The following is a 17,617-nucleotide window of genomic DNA, read 5'->3' as shown; positions in this document are numbered from 1 at the left end:
AGAAGTATTGCTCGTCGCTGATCCTCCGGGAGTCGCCGTCTTTTGTTACGTTCACTTCTAAACAAAACTTACTCTTAATGAAAAATTTAAAATATCATTCGTTTCATTGCGCAAAAAACGGAATTATGAAATTGATTATTAAATTTATTGGCTCTGTTTATTTTATTTGTTGATTTTCAAAAATCACGAGACGCCTGCGACGAGCATGGCTTCACGAACTTCCACAAGGATGTGGTGACTTCGACGTCCCCACAGGACGTGGGGATTTTAGTCGAAGTTCTACTCTATCGGTTTGTCTCAACGGACAGGACGTCCTAATACCGGGCATGCCACAGGACGTGGCGTTTTGCCCGGTGGACGGATAAGTCTTCAAAGCATTGCTTGTAGAGGAAGAGACAGGAATTCCCCGATTAGCTGAAGCCTTGCCACGGCAAAGTAGACATCGTGAATGCAAGCGAGTGTATTTTTGTGAAATCAATACAAGCTTTAACAAAGCCAATTCCTTAAGGAGGAAGTGTCGATGTCTAAGTTATGGGGCGGAAGATTTACGAAAGATACAAACAAACTTGTGGAAGAGTTAACAGCTTCCATTTCCTTTGATCAAAAATTAGCAAGAGAAGATATTCAAGGAAGTCTAGCGCACGTTCAAATGCTTGCCGAGTGCGGCATCATTACAAATGAGGAGATGCAGTCCATTACTGCAGGCTTAAATAAAGTCGGGGAAAAAATTGAAAAGGGTGAACTCACATACTCTGTCGAGAATGAAGATATTCATATGAATATTGAAGCCTTCTTAATTGATGAAATTGGCCCTGTCGGAGGGAAACTTCATACAGGAAGAAGCAGAAATGACCAAGTTGCAACAGATATGCATTTATATTTAAAAAATCATACAAATGATATCATAAAGCTTATTGATGATGTCCAAGCAGCGATCGTACAGCAAGCAGAAGATAATATTGAGACGATCATTCCAGGGTACACACACTTGCAGCGAGCGCAGCCAGTCTCATTTGCCCACCATATGATGGCCTATTTTTGGATGCTCCAACGTGATAAAGAGCGACTACTCGATAGTTTGGAGCGGGTTAATTGGCTACCTCTTGGTGCAGGGGCATTGGCAGGAACGACATTCCCTATTGACCGAGAGCGGACAGCAGAACTACTCGGTTTTGATAAAGTCTACCCAAATAGTATGGATGCAGTGAGTGACCGTGACTTTATTCTTGAATTTCTTTCTGCATCATCCATTTTAATGACGCACATATCGCGTCTTTCTGAAGAGTTCGTCATTTGGAGCAGTGAAGAATTCAATTTCATTGAGCTCGATGATTCTTTTTGTACAGGATCTAGTATTATGCCACAGAAGAAGAATCCAGACGTTCCAGAATTATTGCGAGCAAAAACGGGGCGTGTATATGGGGACCTAGTCGGCCTATTAACTGTTTTGAAGGGGCTTCCGTTAGCGTATAACAAAGATATGCAAGAAGATAAAGAGGGAATGTTTGATACAGTGGAAACAGTTGAAGGTTCATTAAAACTGTTAGCGCCGATGATTGCTACGATGAACGTAAATATTGATACGATGCGTAAAGCTGTAAATAACGATTATTCAAATGCAACAGATATTGCTGATTACCTTGTCACAAAAGGTATGCCTTTCCGTGAAGCTCATGAAGTGATTGGAAAAATTGTATTAAACGCGATTGAGCAAGGAAAGTATTTATTAGATTTGAATTTAGAGGAGTATCAAGCATTTAGTCCATTATTTGAAGAGGACATTTTTGAGGTTTTAGCCCCAGAGCATGTTATGGGAGTAAGGAATAGTTACGGAGGAACGTCGCCCGAGCAAGTGAAAATGCAGTTGGAATTAGCAAAAGATAAGCTTGGTGTAATACAAGACAGTGAAAAATAATTTGAAAAAGATGACTCAATCACTTTTTTCCGTTGAGTCATCTTTTTATTTGTACAAAATTTCGATGTACAGTTAGTGAACCTATCTACTTTTAATGCTCTTGTAAGCTTTCAACCTCAACATCCATATGTTTTGTAGGGTCATCTAATGGATACACTCTAGCTTGCTCGATACTTTCATCGACTTGTTCAATAAAGATGGGTGTCCCTTTATACATCACTTCAATCATATCTGGAGAATCTAAAATCTCCATGACTCGGTCTTTATTCATTTCAATCCCTCCATCATTTAATTAACATGTATAGCTTTTCATTTATATTCTTTCTCTATACGAGGAAAGTAATCAATCATGGGGTTGGTGACGGTACTCGGAAAAACCAAAAAGATAACGAATCGAAATACTGAAGTTATCTTGAAAAAATGGGCAGAAAAAAAGCCCTTGTCTTAGCGACAAGAGCTAATTCTTTTGTTAACCCGCTTTCGGTTGGTTGCGATCACGTTCATGAGGCATTAACAGAGGGAGTGGCTTGCACTTGCTCTTTGTTAGCTCAGAAACGACGAAGATTGTAACAAAGGCCATAATCATCGCAAACGTTCGGAATGGGAATAAGACGATTCCATCTTCAATCATTGGATACGGAAGGAAGTTTGGAATACCAAACGCAGGTTCTCCGCCTCCGAATCGTAAAAATGCTGCGACGATTAATCCACTTAATGCACCATAAAAGTTGGCGTTTCGATAAAAGAGTGCCATCGTTAACTGAGGGAACAAAATACAATACACAAGGTCCGATGCTAAATACCAGAGTGTGTAAACACTTTGAACATTTAACGCAATAATCATTGCAGTTGTACCAACAATAATAATGCTTCGCTTAATCATTTTCTTTACTTGTTCGTCAGTAACGCGTTTTTTCACAAGTGGACGATAAACGTTCCAACCAGCCATTGATGATGCAGATAAAATTGAGGAGTCCATTGACGACATAACGGCTGCTGCTAATGCTCCTAAACCAATGGCGGCGACCCATTCAGGCGTTAAATATCGTAAAACGTAAGGGAGAATCATAGCAGGGTTTTCTGGATCTGTCGCCCCGACTGCAGCCCAGTCTGCACTGTAACCGATTACACCAATTAGTACAGCAGGAATGGCTGCAATAATACAAATGATCCCCGCTGTAATGGATAGCCACATTGCCGTATTTTCATTTTTCGATGACAAGACGCGTTGGAAGTATACTTGCCATGCAATACCACCAAAAATTAATAGTAATGCATAGTCCCACCAGTGCCAGTACCAATTGCCCCAGTCATCATGGCGCAATCCATCTAATGGAGGAAATAAATTCGCATATGATGCAAGGTCTGCTTGATATGCACTCCAACTGCCTCCCAAACTGCCGACATGCTGCAAGGCAAATGGAATGACCAAGAAAAGTCCACCAATAAGAATAGCAAGTTGAATAAGATCGGTGTAGGCAACAGCCCACATCCCGCCAAGAACGGTATAAGCAATCGCAATCACACCAGAAATGATAATCGAGGTTGTAAAGTCGATTCCTAATATCGTTCCAAAGGTCGTTCCAAGTGCTGTTAAGATTGCTGCACTCCAGAAAAGCTCTCCTAGTAAGGCGGGGATATAAAGTACACCAGCTAATTTTTTCCCAAAGCGCTGTTCAAGTGGATCGATGATTGTCATAAATTCATAACGACGCATCTTCCTGGCGTAGAAAATACCACCGATAATTAAACTTAATGCATAACCCCAAGGTGCTTGTGCCCACACAAGACCATCACTGTACGTAAATTCAGCAGTACCATTTATGTAACCGCCACCAACCCAAGTTGCTGCCATCGTAAACATTGCAACACCAAGCGGTAAGCTACGTTTTGCAACCATCATGTCGCTTAATGAGTTTGTATTTTTGGCTGCAACAAATGCTCCAACATAATAAATAAGAGCATAAAATATAAGCATCGAAATGAAACCGCCCCAATGCATATCATTATTTGAAAGGGCTAAAAAATAAACAGCCCTGCAAAAATCGCGATAAAACCAATTACTCTGTACGAATTCCTCTGTGCTTCTGTCATTCATGTCACTCTCAGTATGGTCAGAACATTCCTTATATTCAGTCTTTTATTTCTACAAACACGCCTTTTTAGAACAACATAAAGATTTTATGCTGAACAGTCCAACGTGTTTTTTTAAAATCGTTGTTATTCTTTATCTGTTTCAATTGGAAAGGCTTCAAAAATCTCTCCATTGCGAATCCCATTAACGAGCTTATTTAACCAAAGATAGTAAGGCTTAGAAACTTCCAGTTGCTCATATATTATTTCAGCTTCTTTTCTTAGCTCTTCCGAGGTATCGTCTGATTGCATGACTTCATCGAGTTCCGTTTGAGCGCGTTCAATAGCTTCGAGATTAAGCTTTACTTCACGCTCCCATTTTTTTGTGAAAAATTTATTGAAGAAACGAAAGAAGTCCTTTTCAGCAGCGTATGTATGCTTACGGCTGCCCCTTCTAAAAGTCTTCTTTACAATATCAAACTCCTGAAGCTTTTTGACACCAGTACTCATGCTTGGCTTACTCATTTCAAGCTCTTCACGCATTTCATCTAATGTCATATCTTCTTCAAAGTACATCGTGCCATACAAGTTTCCGACACTTCTTGTTACCCCGTATAAGTCCATGGTTTCGGCAATTGATTCAATAACGAGATCCTTAGCATGATCAATAGATTGTTTCGCTAGATCATCTTTTGGATTCATATAACAACCCCCTTCACGAAGTATTAAATTAGTTAAATATTTTTCATACAATCTTTATGTTAACGGAACTAAAAAAAAAGTCAAAACATAAAATTTATTAAAAAAGCTGTTCGCCTCGTCATACCAATTGATAAAAAATTTTTACTTTTTTTAGTGTGTACATTTTTTTGACAGACAATTTTGACTATGTTATTTTAATAAAATTAACAACGTTAAATAAAAATTTAATGATATTAATAGATAATATTTACAAAGAAGATTCCAAAAAGAGGGAGATCTCTTTGACATTTAAAAATGTATAGATGGTTTTTTCTATGACCGACGATTTTTACAAACTGTACATCTGATTTGAAAATTATTCAGGAAGAAGTATTTGGGCCTGTACTAACGGTAGACATTCCCTACTGCCGATGAGACTGTTGAAAAGGCGAATGATACAATCTATGGCTTTGCTGGAGCGGTATGGTCAAATGATATTGCGAAAGCAGAAGGTGTGTATTTCGATTTCCATTCATACTTTGCACAAGCACCGTGGGGGTGGATTTAAAACAATCTGGAATCGGCCGTGAGTTAGGGAGTATCGGTCTTGAAGAATATACAGAAGTAAAGCAAGTTTTCAGAAATAAAGAGCCAGAGCTAATCGGCTGGTTAAAATAAAGGAATTCAAGTCAATAGCATTTTTTCATAGTTCAAAGTTTACTTACGAGAACTACTAGTACGTAATGTCGGCGATGGGCTTAAGTATTTAAGAGAAGGTCGTAACGCCAAAAATAGTATAGTTATTGAAGATGAAAAGAGCTTACTTTAACTATAACGGGTTCCATTATGAGGTGCAAAACGGAAAATCACATACAAATTCACACGCAATATCACGAAAATTTCACACTAAAATCACAGTATAAATAGAATTGGAAAAAGGACGAAGAATATGCTCTTCGTCCTTTGGGTTAACACGTTCGCTTGTTCAACTAACGCTCTTCGTTTCTTTAAGTACATCACTTCACAAAATTTAACCACTTAGGAGTAATTACCTCGCATCATCTTTAAGTTCTTCCTAAAATTTTTTTTATGAATTGCAAGTCTTCCTCAATTGTGTCAAAAATAATTTTTCCATGTTCATTAAGGTATAAAATGTCTGAGGAGAGTCTTGATAATAAAGTAATTAAGACGGCTTCGTCAGTCGTTAAATCAGCACTAAGACCTTGATCATGTTCGCTATAATATTCATCTAAATCTTGTAAGGGTTCGGTGTCAAGTTCTTCATTATTTTCATAAAAATTAATAATCGAATCGGTTGCTTTGTTGGATATTATCCATGCTTCATCACCGATCGTTTCGGGCTGTTGTGAATTACACGCCATTAATAAAGGAAATATGAATAATACCGTGATGAGAGTAATTTTAATATGTATTTTCACGTTATATCCACACCTCCTCAGAATTAAAATATAGTTAAATATTACCAAAAAATTTAATTAATTTCTATAATATTGAAAATAAAATTGATACACTACGAATTCGTATGATCTCTACAGCTCATACAAAAGGTTTCAATCACCCTGATACTATTAAATACAGTCAAGAACTAGACGAAATTATTTTTAAATACCAAACACATGAAACTAACAGAAAACCAACCCTAATAAAGACCATTAAATCTTTTTTTACGCATAATACGACTACTATGTATTTAAGGTAATGGTGACTTTCTTATTTACTGCTTCGTTCGTCTAATAAAGGATAACTCCTTATCGAAGGAACGCCCCATCAGTTTAACATCATTTTCCAGATTATTGCCACAAAAAATGAGCTGCAACGCTGCAACTCAAAATTTTACTAACGCTCTTCGTTTGTTGAACAAGAGCATCAACAACTACATGACCAAGTAAACGGTATAAAATAAGCAAATAAGTGCCTCATAGTTTAAATTCTCATCTTCAGATAGTTCCAGCGAAGCCTTGCGCGGGACAGAGGCTGACAAGTTCATGACCCCCATCTGATTATCGCTTTTATATAAATGGACATTAGTAACACCCATGTTTCCTGTCATTATGTACTTCACGTCACTAATAATAAATTCGAATTTCCAGTTCGTCCTTATTTTATTAGTTTCTTTCACTTCATACTCTAGCTCATACCTGGAATCAGCAACCTTCCATTTGTACCTTGAAAATATAGATTTAAGCGGCTGATTTTTTGAGGATACTACTACTTGGTTGTTAACCTTAAAAACTGTTCCAACATCGACCTCAGCGATTTTACCTAACATCCATAGAAAATAGTTTTGGTATTTTCTTTGTATTACACCAAATAATAAACCTTCTTCATCAAAAACATCTATTTCTTTACTGGACGTTTTTAAGATTGGAATAGTTAAATCAAAGCGTTTTATATTCGTATCCATTGAAATCCCCTTCTATATGATGATGGTTAGTTTTTAGTTTTAATCAATAAATTTATATTTTCACGCAAAGTATTCATTATTTTCCTAAAGCATACTCCATAATATAAATACAAAGAATAGAAAAATCTGAGGAATGCCCATGAGCATAGTAAATATACTGACTTTTTCATTTTTGGAAATGAAATAAAACTTATCTTGAATCTGCTTTGGAAGTTTTGGAATTGTTTTCCCATAGATGGTTGGACTGGGTACCTTAGAAGTGAGCAAGCTCATTGAAATAATCGGGAGAAATGAGAGAACTCCCGATATTAACATTATGTATATAAAAGCCAGTGTGTTATTTAATATAAAAATAGAAACTAAAATATAGATGATTATTAAAGTACACCCCGTTGCAACTGCTGCAAAGTAAAAGATATTAATCAACCTTTCTAAGCATTTTAGGAAGTATTCGGCATGTTTTTATTATTTCTTATTAAAACAGCCAAATAATAGTACTAATATTAAATATCACTAAGTCTAATGTCATTCGATACTTAGCATTAATATTATTACGCATACTCCCTAAAAGGAGTTCCCTTTTTTGTATACCACCATTTAGTTTGTTGTGATTTTCCAATTTATGGGTGGAAAAGGAGCTGAAAAATGGCAACTCGAAATTTTACTAAGGCTACACGTTGGCGACATAAAGGGCAGTGAGAAATTTTCACTAAAAGTAAGTTTAGTTCTGTAACAAATGTTATAGCGGCTTCAATGCTTCCTCACTGTTAAAATGCAGGACATTTTAGATATAGTGAAATGATTAGTTGTTTTCTTCATCAAGTTCTGTTTTAGTTTTAAAATTCATTGACTTAAAAAGTGATAAATTTATTAAAATAGCTAAACCAACTGGTATAAAAGTAATAGAAGTTAATGTAAATTCACCTTTAGCCAAGTCAATTACTAAACGTGTAAAGCCAGTTATAATAAGGGATGAACCAATTAGAACGTTTATTTTTCCAAATTTAGTTAGAGTACCCATAACTGTCTCCTTTAAATATTTACTAAACTGCCAATAAGCACTAAAACAGAGGAACCTGCCTGTTAACTCTTCCCCGTTTCTTTAAGTACATTACTTCACAAAGTGCATACATTCCTTTCAATAATTTTAACATAAATATCCAAATGCTTTTCATTCCCAGCTATTTTCTCACTATAAATCGCAAAGAAATCACAAAACAGAAATATTTATTATTTACCATATGAATATCAGTGTGAATTACTATGGTTTTTCCCAACCATTTGATGATAGAACATTGATATATCAATAAAAAACGCATGTGATTTCCTGTGTGAAAATCAATGCGTTTTCCTTCGTGATTAAGTTGTTTGCCCCCCTAAACAGAACCCGTTACTTTAACTAGTAGGCTCTTTTACTTTCCGTATCGATATTTCCTTTTAAAATAGTATCCCTTAGAGATCATCTCTTATTAAAGAAGATCTAGTTTCTTCTATATTATAATAGTTAAATGATTTGTTAGTTTTTATAAGGTTATGAACCAATTCCCACGTGTGTAATAAATCCCTCTTTATTGCCCTTATATCTTTTTTAACCTCTCTTTATTTGTTTAAATACATTAAATTAAATCAATCTATCGTTTTAATTCTCATAATATGCACACTTTATACAATTCGAGTGAATGGAATTACAGTTAGTGCATATTGTGTGATGATTCATTTTTATGCATAGGGAAAAGGTTCTGTAAGTCGCGAGATTTATCTTTATCGTTCTGAAAAAAGCGTGATAAAACCTGCTATAAACTAAATATAACTCTATATTGGCAGCGTTTTCTATAAACAGAATATTCAAACATTTAACTAGAGGGTTGAAAAAATATTCATGCATGATAGAATGCTTAATATGAATAAAAATTAATCTTTAATAATAAAAATCCAATAATAAAAAATAGGGAGAGGGAATTAAAATGAAAAAACTTGTATATTTAATGGCATCATTCTTATCTTTTTCACTACTTGCAGCTTGTGGTGGCGAGGCTCAAGGTGATAACAAATTAATCATGGGGACTTCGGCTGATTATCCACCATATGAATTTATAGAAACCGAAGTGAGTGATGAAATTATTGGTTTTGATGTTGATCTAGCAAAAGCGATAACAGAAGAATTAGGTTATGAATTGGAAATTGTTGATATTGATTTTAACGGTCTGATTCCAGCACTGAATGCGGAAAGAATTGATTTCATTCAAGCGGGCATGACACCGACAGAAGAACGTAAAGAAAACGCTGATTTCTCAGATATTTACTATGTAGGTGCACACATGATTGTTACATCAGAAGAAAGTGGAATTGAAACGATGGAAGACCTTGAAGGGAAGACGTTAGGTGTTCAATTAGGTTCCATTCAAGAAGGCCAAGCAGAGAATATTGCTGAGATAGTAAGCGATGTATCAATTGACTCAAGAAATCGAATTCCAGAGCTTATTCAAGAGATCCATACAAACCGATTTGATGCAGCGATCATTGCCGAGACGGTTGCGCTTAATCATATCGCAGAGAATCCAGGGTTAACTGGCTTTGTCCTTGAAGGTGTCACAGAAGAAGATGGTAATGCAATTGCCTTTAGAAAGGGTAGTGGACTTGTAGAAGAATTTAATGAAGTGATTCAAGAAATGAAAGAAAATGGTGAGCTCGAAGAATTAATTTTGAAATGGTTTGATGCTGAGCTTCCACAATCATAATAGAAGTTTATAAAAGAGAGGATGAATTGTGGGCATGGGTTTGAATTTCTCACAAATCGTGCCCTCAATCCCCTATATTTTACAGGGGATATGGGTAACGTTACAAATTGTTGCCGTTTCAGCGGTATTAGGGTTTATTATCGGTATATTTCTTAGTTTATTGAAGATAGGAAAAATAAAAACGTTACGATGGTTAGCAGATGCATATACTTCTGTTTTTCGCGGGACACCACTTGTTTTACAATTAATGATTATTTATTACGGAATGCCCCAAGTACTAGGGATTGATATACCAGCTTTTGCTGCAGCTGTCATCGCATTTGGACTGAACTCCGGAGCCTATGTTTCAGAAATTATTCGTGCCGGAATTGAAGCGATTGATAAAGGGCAAAAAGAAGCTGCGGTTGCACTTGGTGTTCCTTACAGCCAGATGATGAAAGATATTATTCTTCCGCAAGCGATGAAAAACATTTTACCAGCATTAATGAATGAGTTTATTACATTAACAAAAGAATCTGCGATCGTGACAGTCATTGGTGTTATGGATATTATGCGTAGATCATATATCGTTGGTGGTCAAACATATGCCTTCTTTGAACCATTAATTATTGCAGGGATTATTTATTACTTAATGGTGATGGGATTAACTCTTCTAGGGAAAGTGCTGGAGAGGAGATTGAAGCAAAGTGATTAAGGTAGAAAATCTATGTAAATCATTTGGAAATACAGAAGTCTTAAAGGATCTGTCTACGACGGTTCATGATGGGGAAGTCGTGACGATTGTTGGTCCTTCTGGCTCAGGTAAATCTACGTTTCTTCGTTGTTTAAACTTATTAGAAGAGCCAACGAAAGGTCATATTTGGATTTCGGATAAAGAACTAACGAATCCGAAAACAGACATGATGAAAATTCGAGAAGAGATCGGAATGGTTTTTCAACATTTTTATTTGTTTCCTCATATGAGTGTGCTTGATAACTTAACATATGCACCGATGAAGGTAAGAGGAAAATCGAAAAAAGAAGCAGAGGAAAAGGCACTTCAGTTGTTACAGAAGGTAGGCCTTGAAAATAAGGCTTGTGAATATCCAAGCCGCCTTTCAGGGGGGCAAAAGCAGCGTGTAGCGATTGCTCGTGCATTAGCGATGGAACCAAAAGCAATGCTCTTCGACGAACCAACATCTGCTTTAGACCCTGAGATGGTTAAAGAAGTATTGGATGTTATGAAGTCATTAGCTCACTCGGGGATGACGATGATTATTGTGACACATGAAATGGGATTTGCCCGTGAAGTTGCTGACAGACTCCTCTTTTTAGATGAAGGGCGACTTGTTGAAGAAGCAACCCCCCAACAGTTTTTCAGTGAACCGAAGACAGATCGTGCAAAAGACTTTTTAGAAAAAATATTATAAAGAAAACTCGGCTATGCCTAAGTAGTTCCGTTATAGTGGAGAAAATACGAAATAACAAGCAAAACAGAGTGCTAAATCGCAAGGGTTTTAGCACTCTGTTTTTTATTGATATAACAGTGTTCCCTTTGAATTTTGGGTCAATTTAATATAATAAATTGCACTCCAATTCGCACAGTGACAATAACCATTGACCCTATTAATTTTAGTTCTGCTATTTAGCTTCCAATTTATTGAAAAATATTGATAGATCACATCAAACAGCATACCAATTGATATGCTGTTTGATGAGGTCGAGATACATAATTGCTAAATTTTTACAACTTCTTAATGTGTAAAAAAACGAGGTGGGAATGTTCTCACCTCGTTTTTAAATGTTTAGTTTAACTCATCTGCAGGTCCAAAAAATTCAAAATGGATTTTTGCTTCAGGAACGTCCATTTCTTTTAATGCGCTGTTGACTACTTTCATAAATGGCACAGGTCCGCAGAAGTAAAAGTCACCTTTATTTTCACCAACAATGGATTGCAGCCAGTCGACATCTACATATCCTTCTTTATTAAATCGTTTTTCAGAGTGGTCTTCTTCTGTTGGTTTTTCGTAACAAACGTAATAGTCGACATGGTCATTTTTGCTAGATATTTCTTTAACATGATCATGCATTGCGTGCGTCTTGCTGTTAATCGCAGCATGTATAAATGTAACTTTACGTTCGGGCTGTTTTTCGACGATGGTGTTCAGCATACTGATCATTGGAGTTAAGCCCACACCTCCGCTAATTAAGGTGACAGGTTCAGATTGATCCATATTTAACACGAAATCCCCTGCAGGAGCGGTTACTTCGAGAACATCTCCTTCTTTTACGTGATCATGTAGATAATTTGATACAACGCCATCAGGAACCTGCTCATTCTCTTCACGTTTTACACTAATACGGTAGTAGTTTTTGCTAGGAGAGTCAGACAAGCTATATTGGCGGATGTGTGTATATTGTTCCCCCTCTATATGAGCTCTTACACTGATGTATTGTCCTGGTGTGAAGTCAGAAATGGGCTCTCCATCTTTTGCTTTTAAATAGAAAGATGTAATGACATCACTTTCTGGAACTTTTTCCACGACGACAAACTCTCTAAAGTCATTCCAGCCACCTTTTTTTGCAGCTGTTTCTTCATACATTTCGCGTTCGACTTGAATGAAGACATCAGCGATGACGCCGTATGCTTTTCCCCAAGCTTCAATAATATCATCCGTTGCAGCTTCCCCTAGTACATCCTTAATTGCAAGAAGTAAATGCTCGCCAACAATTGGGTAATGCTCTGCCTTGATTTCTAAGCTTCGGTGTTTATGAGCGATTTGTTTTACAACAGGTAAAATCGCTTCTAAATTATCGATATATTGTGCTGCGGCATAAACCGTATTTGCCAATGCTTTCGGCTGTTTTCCTTGTTTTTGATTCGCATGGTTAAAAATATTTAGTAGTTCAGGATGATTTGCAAACATCATTTCATAAAAACGTTTCGTAATTGCCTCACCGTGTTCTGCTAAAACTGGGACCGTTGATTTTACAATATCGATCGTTTGTTGATCTAACTGTGCCGTACTCGTTGTCATTTATATCCCTCTCCTTTAAAACTATTTACACTATGTAAAAGATGTATTTAAAATATATGTTTAATTATAGGGGTGCTCTCGTGAGAAAAGCAATATTTTAAATACATGTTTACAAAATGTTCACATTTATTATTGAGGGCGCAGTGAGGCAAGTTCGTATATTTTTATGTTATAGTGTAAGAAATATTTCACTTTCGTTTTTTAAAAATGAAGGAAGGTGATGATCATGCAGTTAACGATTTATACAGATTATACGTTGCGGGTTCTTATATATTTAGGGATTCAGCCTGAGGACCAGCGATCAAATATTAAAGAAATTGCAAACTTCTATAACATATCTAACAATCACTTAAGCAAAGTTGTTTATGAGCTCGGGAAACTAGGTCTTATAGAAACTGTCAGAGGGCGTAATGGTGGTATTAGGTTGGCTGTAGCTCCTGCTGAAATTAATTTAGGTGAAGTTGTTCGGCATACTGAGCGTCCGATCAACCTTGTCGAGTGTTTTGACCCTGAGAAAAATACTTGTAGAATTAGTCCTGCTTGTAACTTAAAAGGAGTCTTAAATGAAGCACTAAACGCTTATTTAAGCGTACTTGATTCTTATACATTGAAAGACTTACTCATCAATAAAGACGAACTAAAACAGATTCTTAATAAGTAAAAGAGGTTGATTCATGAGTGCTAGGCACTGATAAGTCAACCTCTTTTCTAATGGAAGATTTTTCGACAAGTCCCTGGTACAAAAATAATTTTTCAGAATTTTTTATTAAAGTGGTTGCATTATCCATTTGTTGTTATATAATAAAACGAGATAAAGAAACACTGTTATAAAACAAAGGTTTTTCGAAAGGAGTTTGTATGATGGGATTTGTAAAAATTGGGAGGCTAAAAGTCGATCACGTATTTTGTGATTTTATTGAAAAAGAAGTTCTCCCGGGCACGAATGTTAGCCCAAATGCTTTTTGGGAAGGAGTACAGCAGCTCATATTTGATTTTGCTCCTGAAAATGAACGGCTACTTGAAAAGAGGGAACTGTTACAGTCTAAGTTAAACAAGTGGAACAAAGAAAGAGAAGGAACAGAAGAGTTAGTAGAATACCAACGTTATCTTGAGGAAATTGGTTATTTAGAGGAGAAAGTAGATGACTTTGAGATTCAAACAGATGGCATCGATGACGAGTTGAAGGTGCAAGCTGGGCCACAACTGGTTGTTCCAGTAAACAATGCAAGATATGCACTCAATGCAGCAAATGCTAGGTGGGGGAGCTTATATGATGCTCTTTATGGAACAGATGTCATAGATGAAGATGATGGTGCAATTCGCACTTCTGATAAATATAATCCGATTCGTGGAGAAAAGGTTGTAACAAAGGCGAAAGAATATTTAGATGAATTTGTGCCTTTAAAATCTTCTAGTCATAAGCACGTATTGAAATATGTCATTGAAGGCGAAGACTTAAAAGTGATGTTACGAAATGGTAGAAAAGATGTTTTACGCGACCGACAACAATTCAAAGGTTATCGAGGAATAATGGTAGAGCCAACCAACATTTTGTTTAGTAACCACGGCTTACACATTGAGATTCAAATTGATCGCCACAATCCAGTAGGAGCAGCTGATGGTGCTGGGGTAAAGGACGTTGTTGTTGAAGCAGCATTAACGACTATTATGGACTTTGAAGACTCTGTTGCGGCGGTAGATACGGAAGATAAAGTGCATGTGTATCGAAATTTGCTAGGGCTTATGAAAGGGACGTTGTCTGCTTCATTGCATAAAGGCAAGGAAAAAATCACAAGAACGTTAAACGATAATAAAGAATTTATTTCAAAGGAAGGGGATCTTCTTACTTTACCGGGGCGCTCCTTAATGCTTGTAAGAAATGTTGGGCATTTAATGAAGACAGAAATGGTTTTAGATGAAAATGGATCTCCTGTACCAGAAGGAATCATCGATACTATTGTCACTGGTGTCATTGCAATGCACGATTTGACAGGAAACAGTCTTTACAAAAACTCAAGACAAGGTTCTGTCTACATCGTTAAGCCGAAAATGCACGGCTCAGAAGAGGTCGCGTTTGCTAACAAGTTATTTAATAAAGTTGAGGATTTATTACAGGTACAGCGACACACATTGAAAATCGGGGTGATGGATGAAGAACGACGAACATCCCTTAACTTAAAACAATGTATTCGTGAAGTGCAAGACAGGATTTTCTTTATTAATACAGGTTTTTTAGATCGCACGGGAGATGAAATTCATAGCTCGTTTTACGCAGGTCCGATGATTCGTAAAAAGGATATGAAAAAAGCGACATGGCTTCATGCATATGAGAAATCTAACGTACAAGTCGGATTATCAGTTCGTTTAGATAAACAAGGACAAATTGGAAAAGGCATGTGGCCAATGCCAGATGAAATGCAAGCGATGGTTGAACAGAAAGAGGAACATTTAATTGCAGGAGGGAATACGTCTTGGGTGCCGTCGCCGACTGCAGCAACACTGCACGCACTGCATTATCACAAAATAAAAGTAGATTCGATTCAAGAAAACTTGAGGAAAGGATTTACAAACTTAACAGGAAATCTATTGCGCGTCCCTATACAACATAAAGTTAACTGGTCAAAGATAGAGATTCAAGAAGAGCTAGAAAATAATGCACAAAGTATTCTAGGTTATGTTGTTCGTTGGGTTGAACACGGTGTTGGTTGTTCGAAGGTACCTGATATTCATCACGTCGGACTTATGGAAGATAGGGCCACACTTCGAATATCGAGTCAACATATGTCAAATTGGCTTTATCACGGTATTTGTACAGTGGATGAAGTCATTGAAACAATGAAAAAGATGGCGTGTGTTGTTGATGAGCAAAATGCGGAAGATCCTGCCTATACGCCAATGTCAGATGACTACGATAAATCTGTTGCTTTTCATGCCGCTTTACAGTTAGTTCTTGAGGGCGAAAACCAACCGAATGGTTACACTGAACCGATTCTTCATCGAAAAAGGAAAGAATATAAGGAATCATTAGGGAAGCAAGTTTATCAATAAAAATGAAAGGATGAAATCGATGGAATTAAAGCAAATGAGAAGTGCTGAAAAAATGATTGATCGCTGGGTGGAACAACAACTTCATTTCGGGAAATCTGTTGAAGATTTCAATGAGACGATGTTCGTATTTGGTAATCAAATTTTCCAATTGAGTACTGATGGATATGGAGGATTTCAAACAAATAAGAAGGAAGCAAATAATGTCGTTGTTTTTCGTCTGCCAGAAGAAAAAGAGTTAGGTTATGTTTGTAGATCGTGTGGTTTGGACCATGACGATGAGAAAGCTGTACTAGAATGCTGTGCATTTCTTGATTAATTTTTTTGGCGATTCTGTTATACAACAAATAAAAAATATATGAATTGTATTTTAACAAGGAGGGTGTTTTATGTTAACAAGAAAAGAGCAAGCGAGAGAAGTTGAACAATCTTGGGAGAATGACAGGTGGGATGGTGTGAAAAGACCATATCAAGCAGATGAAGTTGTTAAATTAAGAGGATCAATTGTTATTGAACAAACGTTAGCAAAAATGGGGGCAGAAAGGCTTTGGAATTTAATGCAAGATGATGACTATGTCGCAGCTTTAGGAGCATTAACCGGCAATCAAGCCATGCAACAAGTGAAAGCGGGATTAAAGGCCATTTATTTAAGTGGTTGGCAAGTAGCAGCGGATGCGAACTTAGCTGGCCAGATGTATCCTGACCAAAGTTTATATCCGGCAAACAGTGTACCCCAAGTTGTAAGAAGAATTAATCAAACATTTCAACGAGCAGACCAAATTCAACAAGCGGAAGGTGAAGGAGATACGTATTGGTTTGCGCCAATTGTTGCTGACATGGAAGCAGGGTTTGGTGGACAGTTAAATGTGTTTGAATTAACAAAAGCTATGATTGAAGCTGGTGCAGCCGGTGTTCATTTAGAGGATCAATTGTCATCAGAAAAGAAATGTGGCCACTTAGGAGGGAAAGTGCTATTACCTACTCAAACAGCAGTCAAAAATTTAATAGCAGCACGATTAGCTGCCGATGTAATGGAAGTGTCCACCGTAATTATCGCTCGAACAGATGCAAATGCAGCAAACTTAATTACAAGTGATGTTGATCCTTATGATCATGAATTTTTAACTGGTGAGAGAACAGCTGAAGGTTTTTATCGTACAAAGGCAGGGCTTGATCAAGCAATTGCTCGAGGGCTTGCTTATGCACCTTATGCGGATCTCATTTGGTGTGAGACGAGTGAACCGGATTTAGATGAAGCACGCAGGTTTGCTAATGCGATCCATGAAAAGTACCCTGGAAAACTATTAGCTTATAACTGTTCACCTTCTTTTAATTGGAAGAAGAAGCTTGATGATACGACGATTGAGCAGTTCCAAAAAGAGTTAGGGGAAATGGGGTATAAATTGCAGTTTGTCACATTAGCAGGTTTCCATGCATTGAATCATAGTATGTTTGAACTTGCATACGATTATAAAGAGCGGGGAATGGCAGCATATTCAGAGCTCCAACAAGCTGAATTCGCATCAGAAGAAGCGGGGTACACAGCGACAAGACACCAGAGAGAAGTTGGAACAGGATACTTTGATGAAGTATCTCAAGCCATTACAGGAGGAGCATCTTCAACATTAGCTTTAAAAAATTCAACAGAAGAAGAGCAGTTTGAGGGTGTAAAATAAGTGCAAACTTAAAAAGGCTAAGGTTCGCCACCTTAGCCTTTTTAAAA

16 protein-coding genes and 1 pseudogene are annotated in these 17,617 nt (G+C 36.9%); 10 read left to right on the top strand and 7 right to left on the bottom strand.

Features of this window, described 5'->3' with window-relative positions; all coding sequences use genetic code 11:
* Positions 1–520 precede the first annotated feature (520 nt).
* On the top strand, positions 521–1,915 hold the full coding sequence (gene argH / locus LGQ02_RS20730) for an argininosuccinate lyase (protein ID WP_226516169.1): 1,395 nt from the start codon (positions 521–523) through the stop codon (positions 1,913–1,915).
* Positions 1,916–2,006: 91 nt separating this feature from the next.
* Here argH and LGQ02_RS20725 read toward each other — a convergent pair whose 3' ends face one another.
* From LGQ02_RS20725 to cudC, 3 genes are all read right to left on the bottom strand, one after another.
* Positions 2,007–2,186, bottom strand: a complete 180-nt coding sequence (locus LGQ02_RS20725; protein ID WP_226516168.1) for an H-type small acid-soluble spore protein — start codon at positions 2,184–2,186, stop codon at positions 2,007–2,009.
* A 198-nt stretch (positions 2,187–2,384) separates the two neighbouring features.
* Entirely contained in the window at positions 2,385–3,893 is a 1,509-nt protein-coding gene (locus tag LGQ02_RS20720) for a high affinity choline transporter 1 (protein ID WP_226516167.1), read from the bottom strand.
* 242 nt (positions 3,894–4,135) lie between these two features.
* Positions 4,136–4,690, bottom strand: a complete 555-nt coding sequence (gene cudC / locus LGQ02_RS20715) for a choline uptake/conversion transcriptional regulator CudC (protein ID WP_226516166.1) — start codon at positions 4,688–4,690, stop codon at positions 4,136–4,138.
* Between the two features lie 301 nt (positions 4,691–4,991).
* On the opposite strand from cudC, the pseudogene LGQ02_RS20710 reads away from it, so the two are divergent.
* Positions 4,992–5,347, top strand: a pseudogene (locus LGQ02_RS20710) (aldehyde dehydrogenase family protein); the annotation flags it as partial.
* Between the two features lie 386 nt (positions 5,348–5,733).
* Here LGQ02_RS20710 and LGQ02_RS20705 read toward each other — a convergent pair.
* Positions 5,734–6,108: a hypothetical protein gene (locus LGQ02_RS20705; protein WP_226516165.1), complete on the bottom strand. Its 375-nt coding sequence runs from the start codon at positions 6,106–6,108 to the stop codon at positions 5,734–5,736.
* A gap of 104 nt (positions 6,109–6,212) precedes the next feature.
* Here LGQ02_RS20705 and LGQ02_RS21565 point away from each other — a divergent pair, with 104 nt between their 5' ends.
* Complete coding sequence (locus LGQ02_RS21565) at positions 6,213–6,389, top strand: Spo0E family sporulation regulatory protein-aspartic acid phosphatase (protein ID WP_404802371.1); 177 nt, start codon at positions 6,213–6,215, stop codon at positions 6,387–6,389.
* Between the two features lie 174 nt (positions 6,390–6,563).
* Here LGQ02_RS21565 and LGQ02_RS20695 read toward each other — a convergent pair whose 3' ends face one another.
* Together LGQ02_RS20695 and LGQ02_RS20690 are read right to left on the bottom strand one after the other, a co-directional pair.
* Positions 6,564–7,094: a tubby C-terminal domain-like protein gene (locus LGQ02_RS20695; protein ID WP_226516164.1), complete on the bottom strand. Its 531-nt coding sequence runs from the start codon at positions 7,092–7,094 to the stop codon at positions 6,564–6,566.
* A gap of 802 nt (positions 7,095–7,896) precedes the next feature.
* Complete coding sequence (locus tag LGQ02_RS20690; protein ID WP_226516163.1) at positions 7,897–8,115, bottom strand: hypothetical protein; 219 nt, start codon at positions 8,113–8,115, stop codon at positions 7,897–7,899.
* A 943-nt stretch (positions 8,116–9,058) separates the two neighbouring features.
* On the opposite strand from LGQ02_RS20690, the gene LGQ02_RS20685 reads away from it, so the two are divergent.
* Genes LGQ02_RS20685 through LGQ02_RS20675 form a run of 3 tightly spaced genes read left to right on the top strand, consistent with a single transcriptional unit; the run spans position 9,059 to position 11,241 of the window.
* The gene (locus LGQ02_RS20685; protein WP_226516162.1) at positions 9,059–9,832 is read left to right on the top strand and encodes a transporter substrate-binding domain-containing protein; all 774 of its coding nucleotides are present in this window, start codon (positions 9,059–9,061) and stop codon (positions 9,830–9,832) included.
* A 34-nt stretch (positions 9,833–9,866) separates the two neighbouring features.
* Positions 9,867–10,526 carry an amino acid ABC transporter permease gene (locus tag LGQ02_RS20680; protein WP_226516161.1) on the top strand — a complete coding sequence of 220 codons (660 nt, stop codon included), beginning with the start codon at positions 9,867–9,869 and terminating at the stop codon, positions 10,524–10,526.
* Positions 10,519–11,241 (top strand): amino acid ABC transporter ATP-binding protein, encoded by a 723-nt coding sequence (locus LGQ02_RS20675; protein ID WP_226516160.1) that lies wholly within the window; start codon positions 10,519–10,521, stop codon positions 11,239–11,241. The genes LGQ02_RS20680 and LGQ02_RS20675 overlap by 8 nt, the downstream gene beginning before the upstream one ends.
* A 375-nt stretch (positions 11,242–11,616) precedes the next feature.
* Here the strand turns inward: LGQ02_RS20675 and hmpA are convergent, their stop codons facing one another.
* Entirely contained in the window at positions 11,617–12,849 is a 1,233-nt protein-coding gene (gene hmpA / locus LGQ02_RS20670) for an NO-inducible flavohemoprotein (RefSeq protein WP_226516159.1), read from the bottom strand.
* Between the two features lie 226 nt (positions 12,850–13,075).
* Here hmpA and LGQ02_RS20665 point away from each other — a divergent pair, with 226 nt between their 5' ends.
* The 4 genes from LGQ02_RS20665 to aceA all read left to right on the top strand — a co-directional run bounded on the left by LGQ02_RS20665 (position 13,076) and on the right by aceA (position 17,570).
* The gene (locus LGQ02_RS20665; RefSeq protein WP_226516158.1) at positions 13,076–13,510 is read left to right on the top strand and encodes an Rrf2 family transcriptional regulator; all 435 of its coding nucleotides are present in this window, start codon (positions 13,076–13,078) and stop codon (positions 13,508–13,510) included.
* A gap of 197 nt (positions 13,511–13,707) precedes the next feature.
* Positions 13,708–15,897: a malate synthase G gene (locus LGQ02_RS20660; protein ID WP_226516157.1), complete on the top strand. Its 2,190-nt coding sequence runs from the start codon at positions 13,708–13,710 to the stop codon at positions 15,895–15,897.
* Positions 15,898–15,916: 19 nt separating this feature from the next.
* On the top strand, positions 15,917–16,213 hold the full coding sequence (locus tag LGQ02_RS20655) for a hypothetical protein (protein WP_226516156.1): 297 nt from the start codon (positions 15,917–15,919) through the stop codon (positions 16,211–16,213).
* A 70-nt stretch (positions 16,214–16,283) separates the two neighbouring features.
* Positions 16,284–17,570 carry an isocitrate lyase gene (aceA, locus tag LGQ02_RS20650; protein WP_226516155.1) on the top strand — a complete coding sequence of 429 codons (1,287 nt, stop codon included), beginning with the start codon at positions 16,284–16,286 and terminating at the stop codon, positions 17,568–17,570.
* Positions 17,571–17,617: the final 47 nt, after the last annotated feature.

The organism is Bacillus shivajii (assembly GCF_020519665.1).
Taxonomy (GTDB): domain Bacteria; phylum Bacillota; class Bacilli; order Bacillales; family Salisediminibacteriaceae; genus Bacillus_CA; species Bacillus_CA shivajii.
Note: the sequence above shows the minus strand (reverse complement) of the source record. Positions and strands in the feature narration are given on the sequence as shown.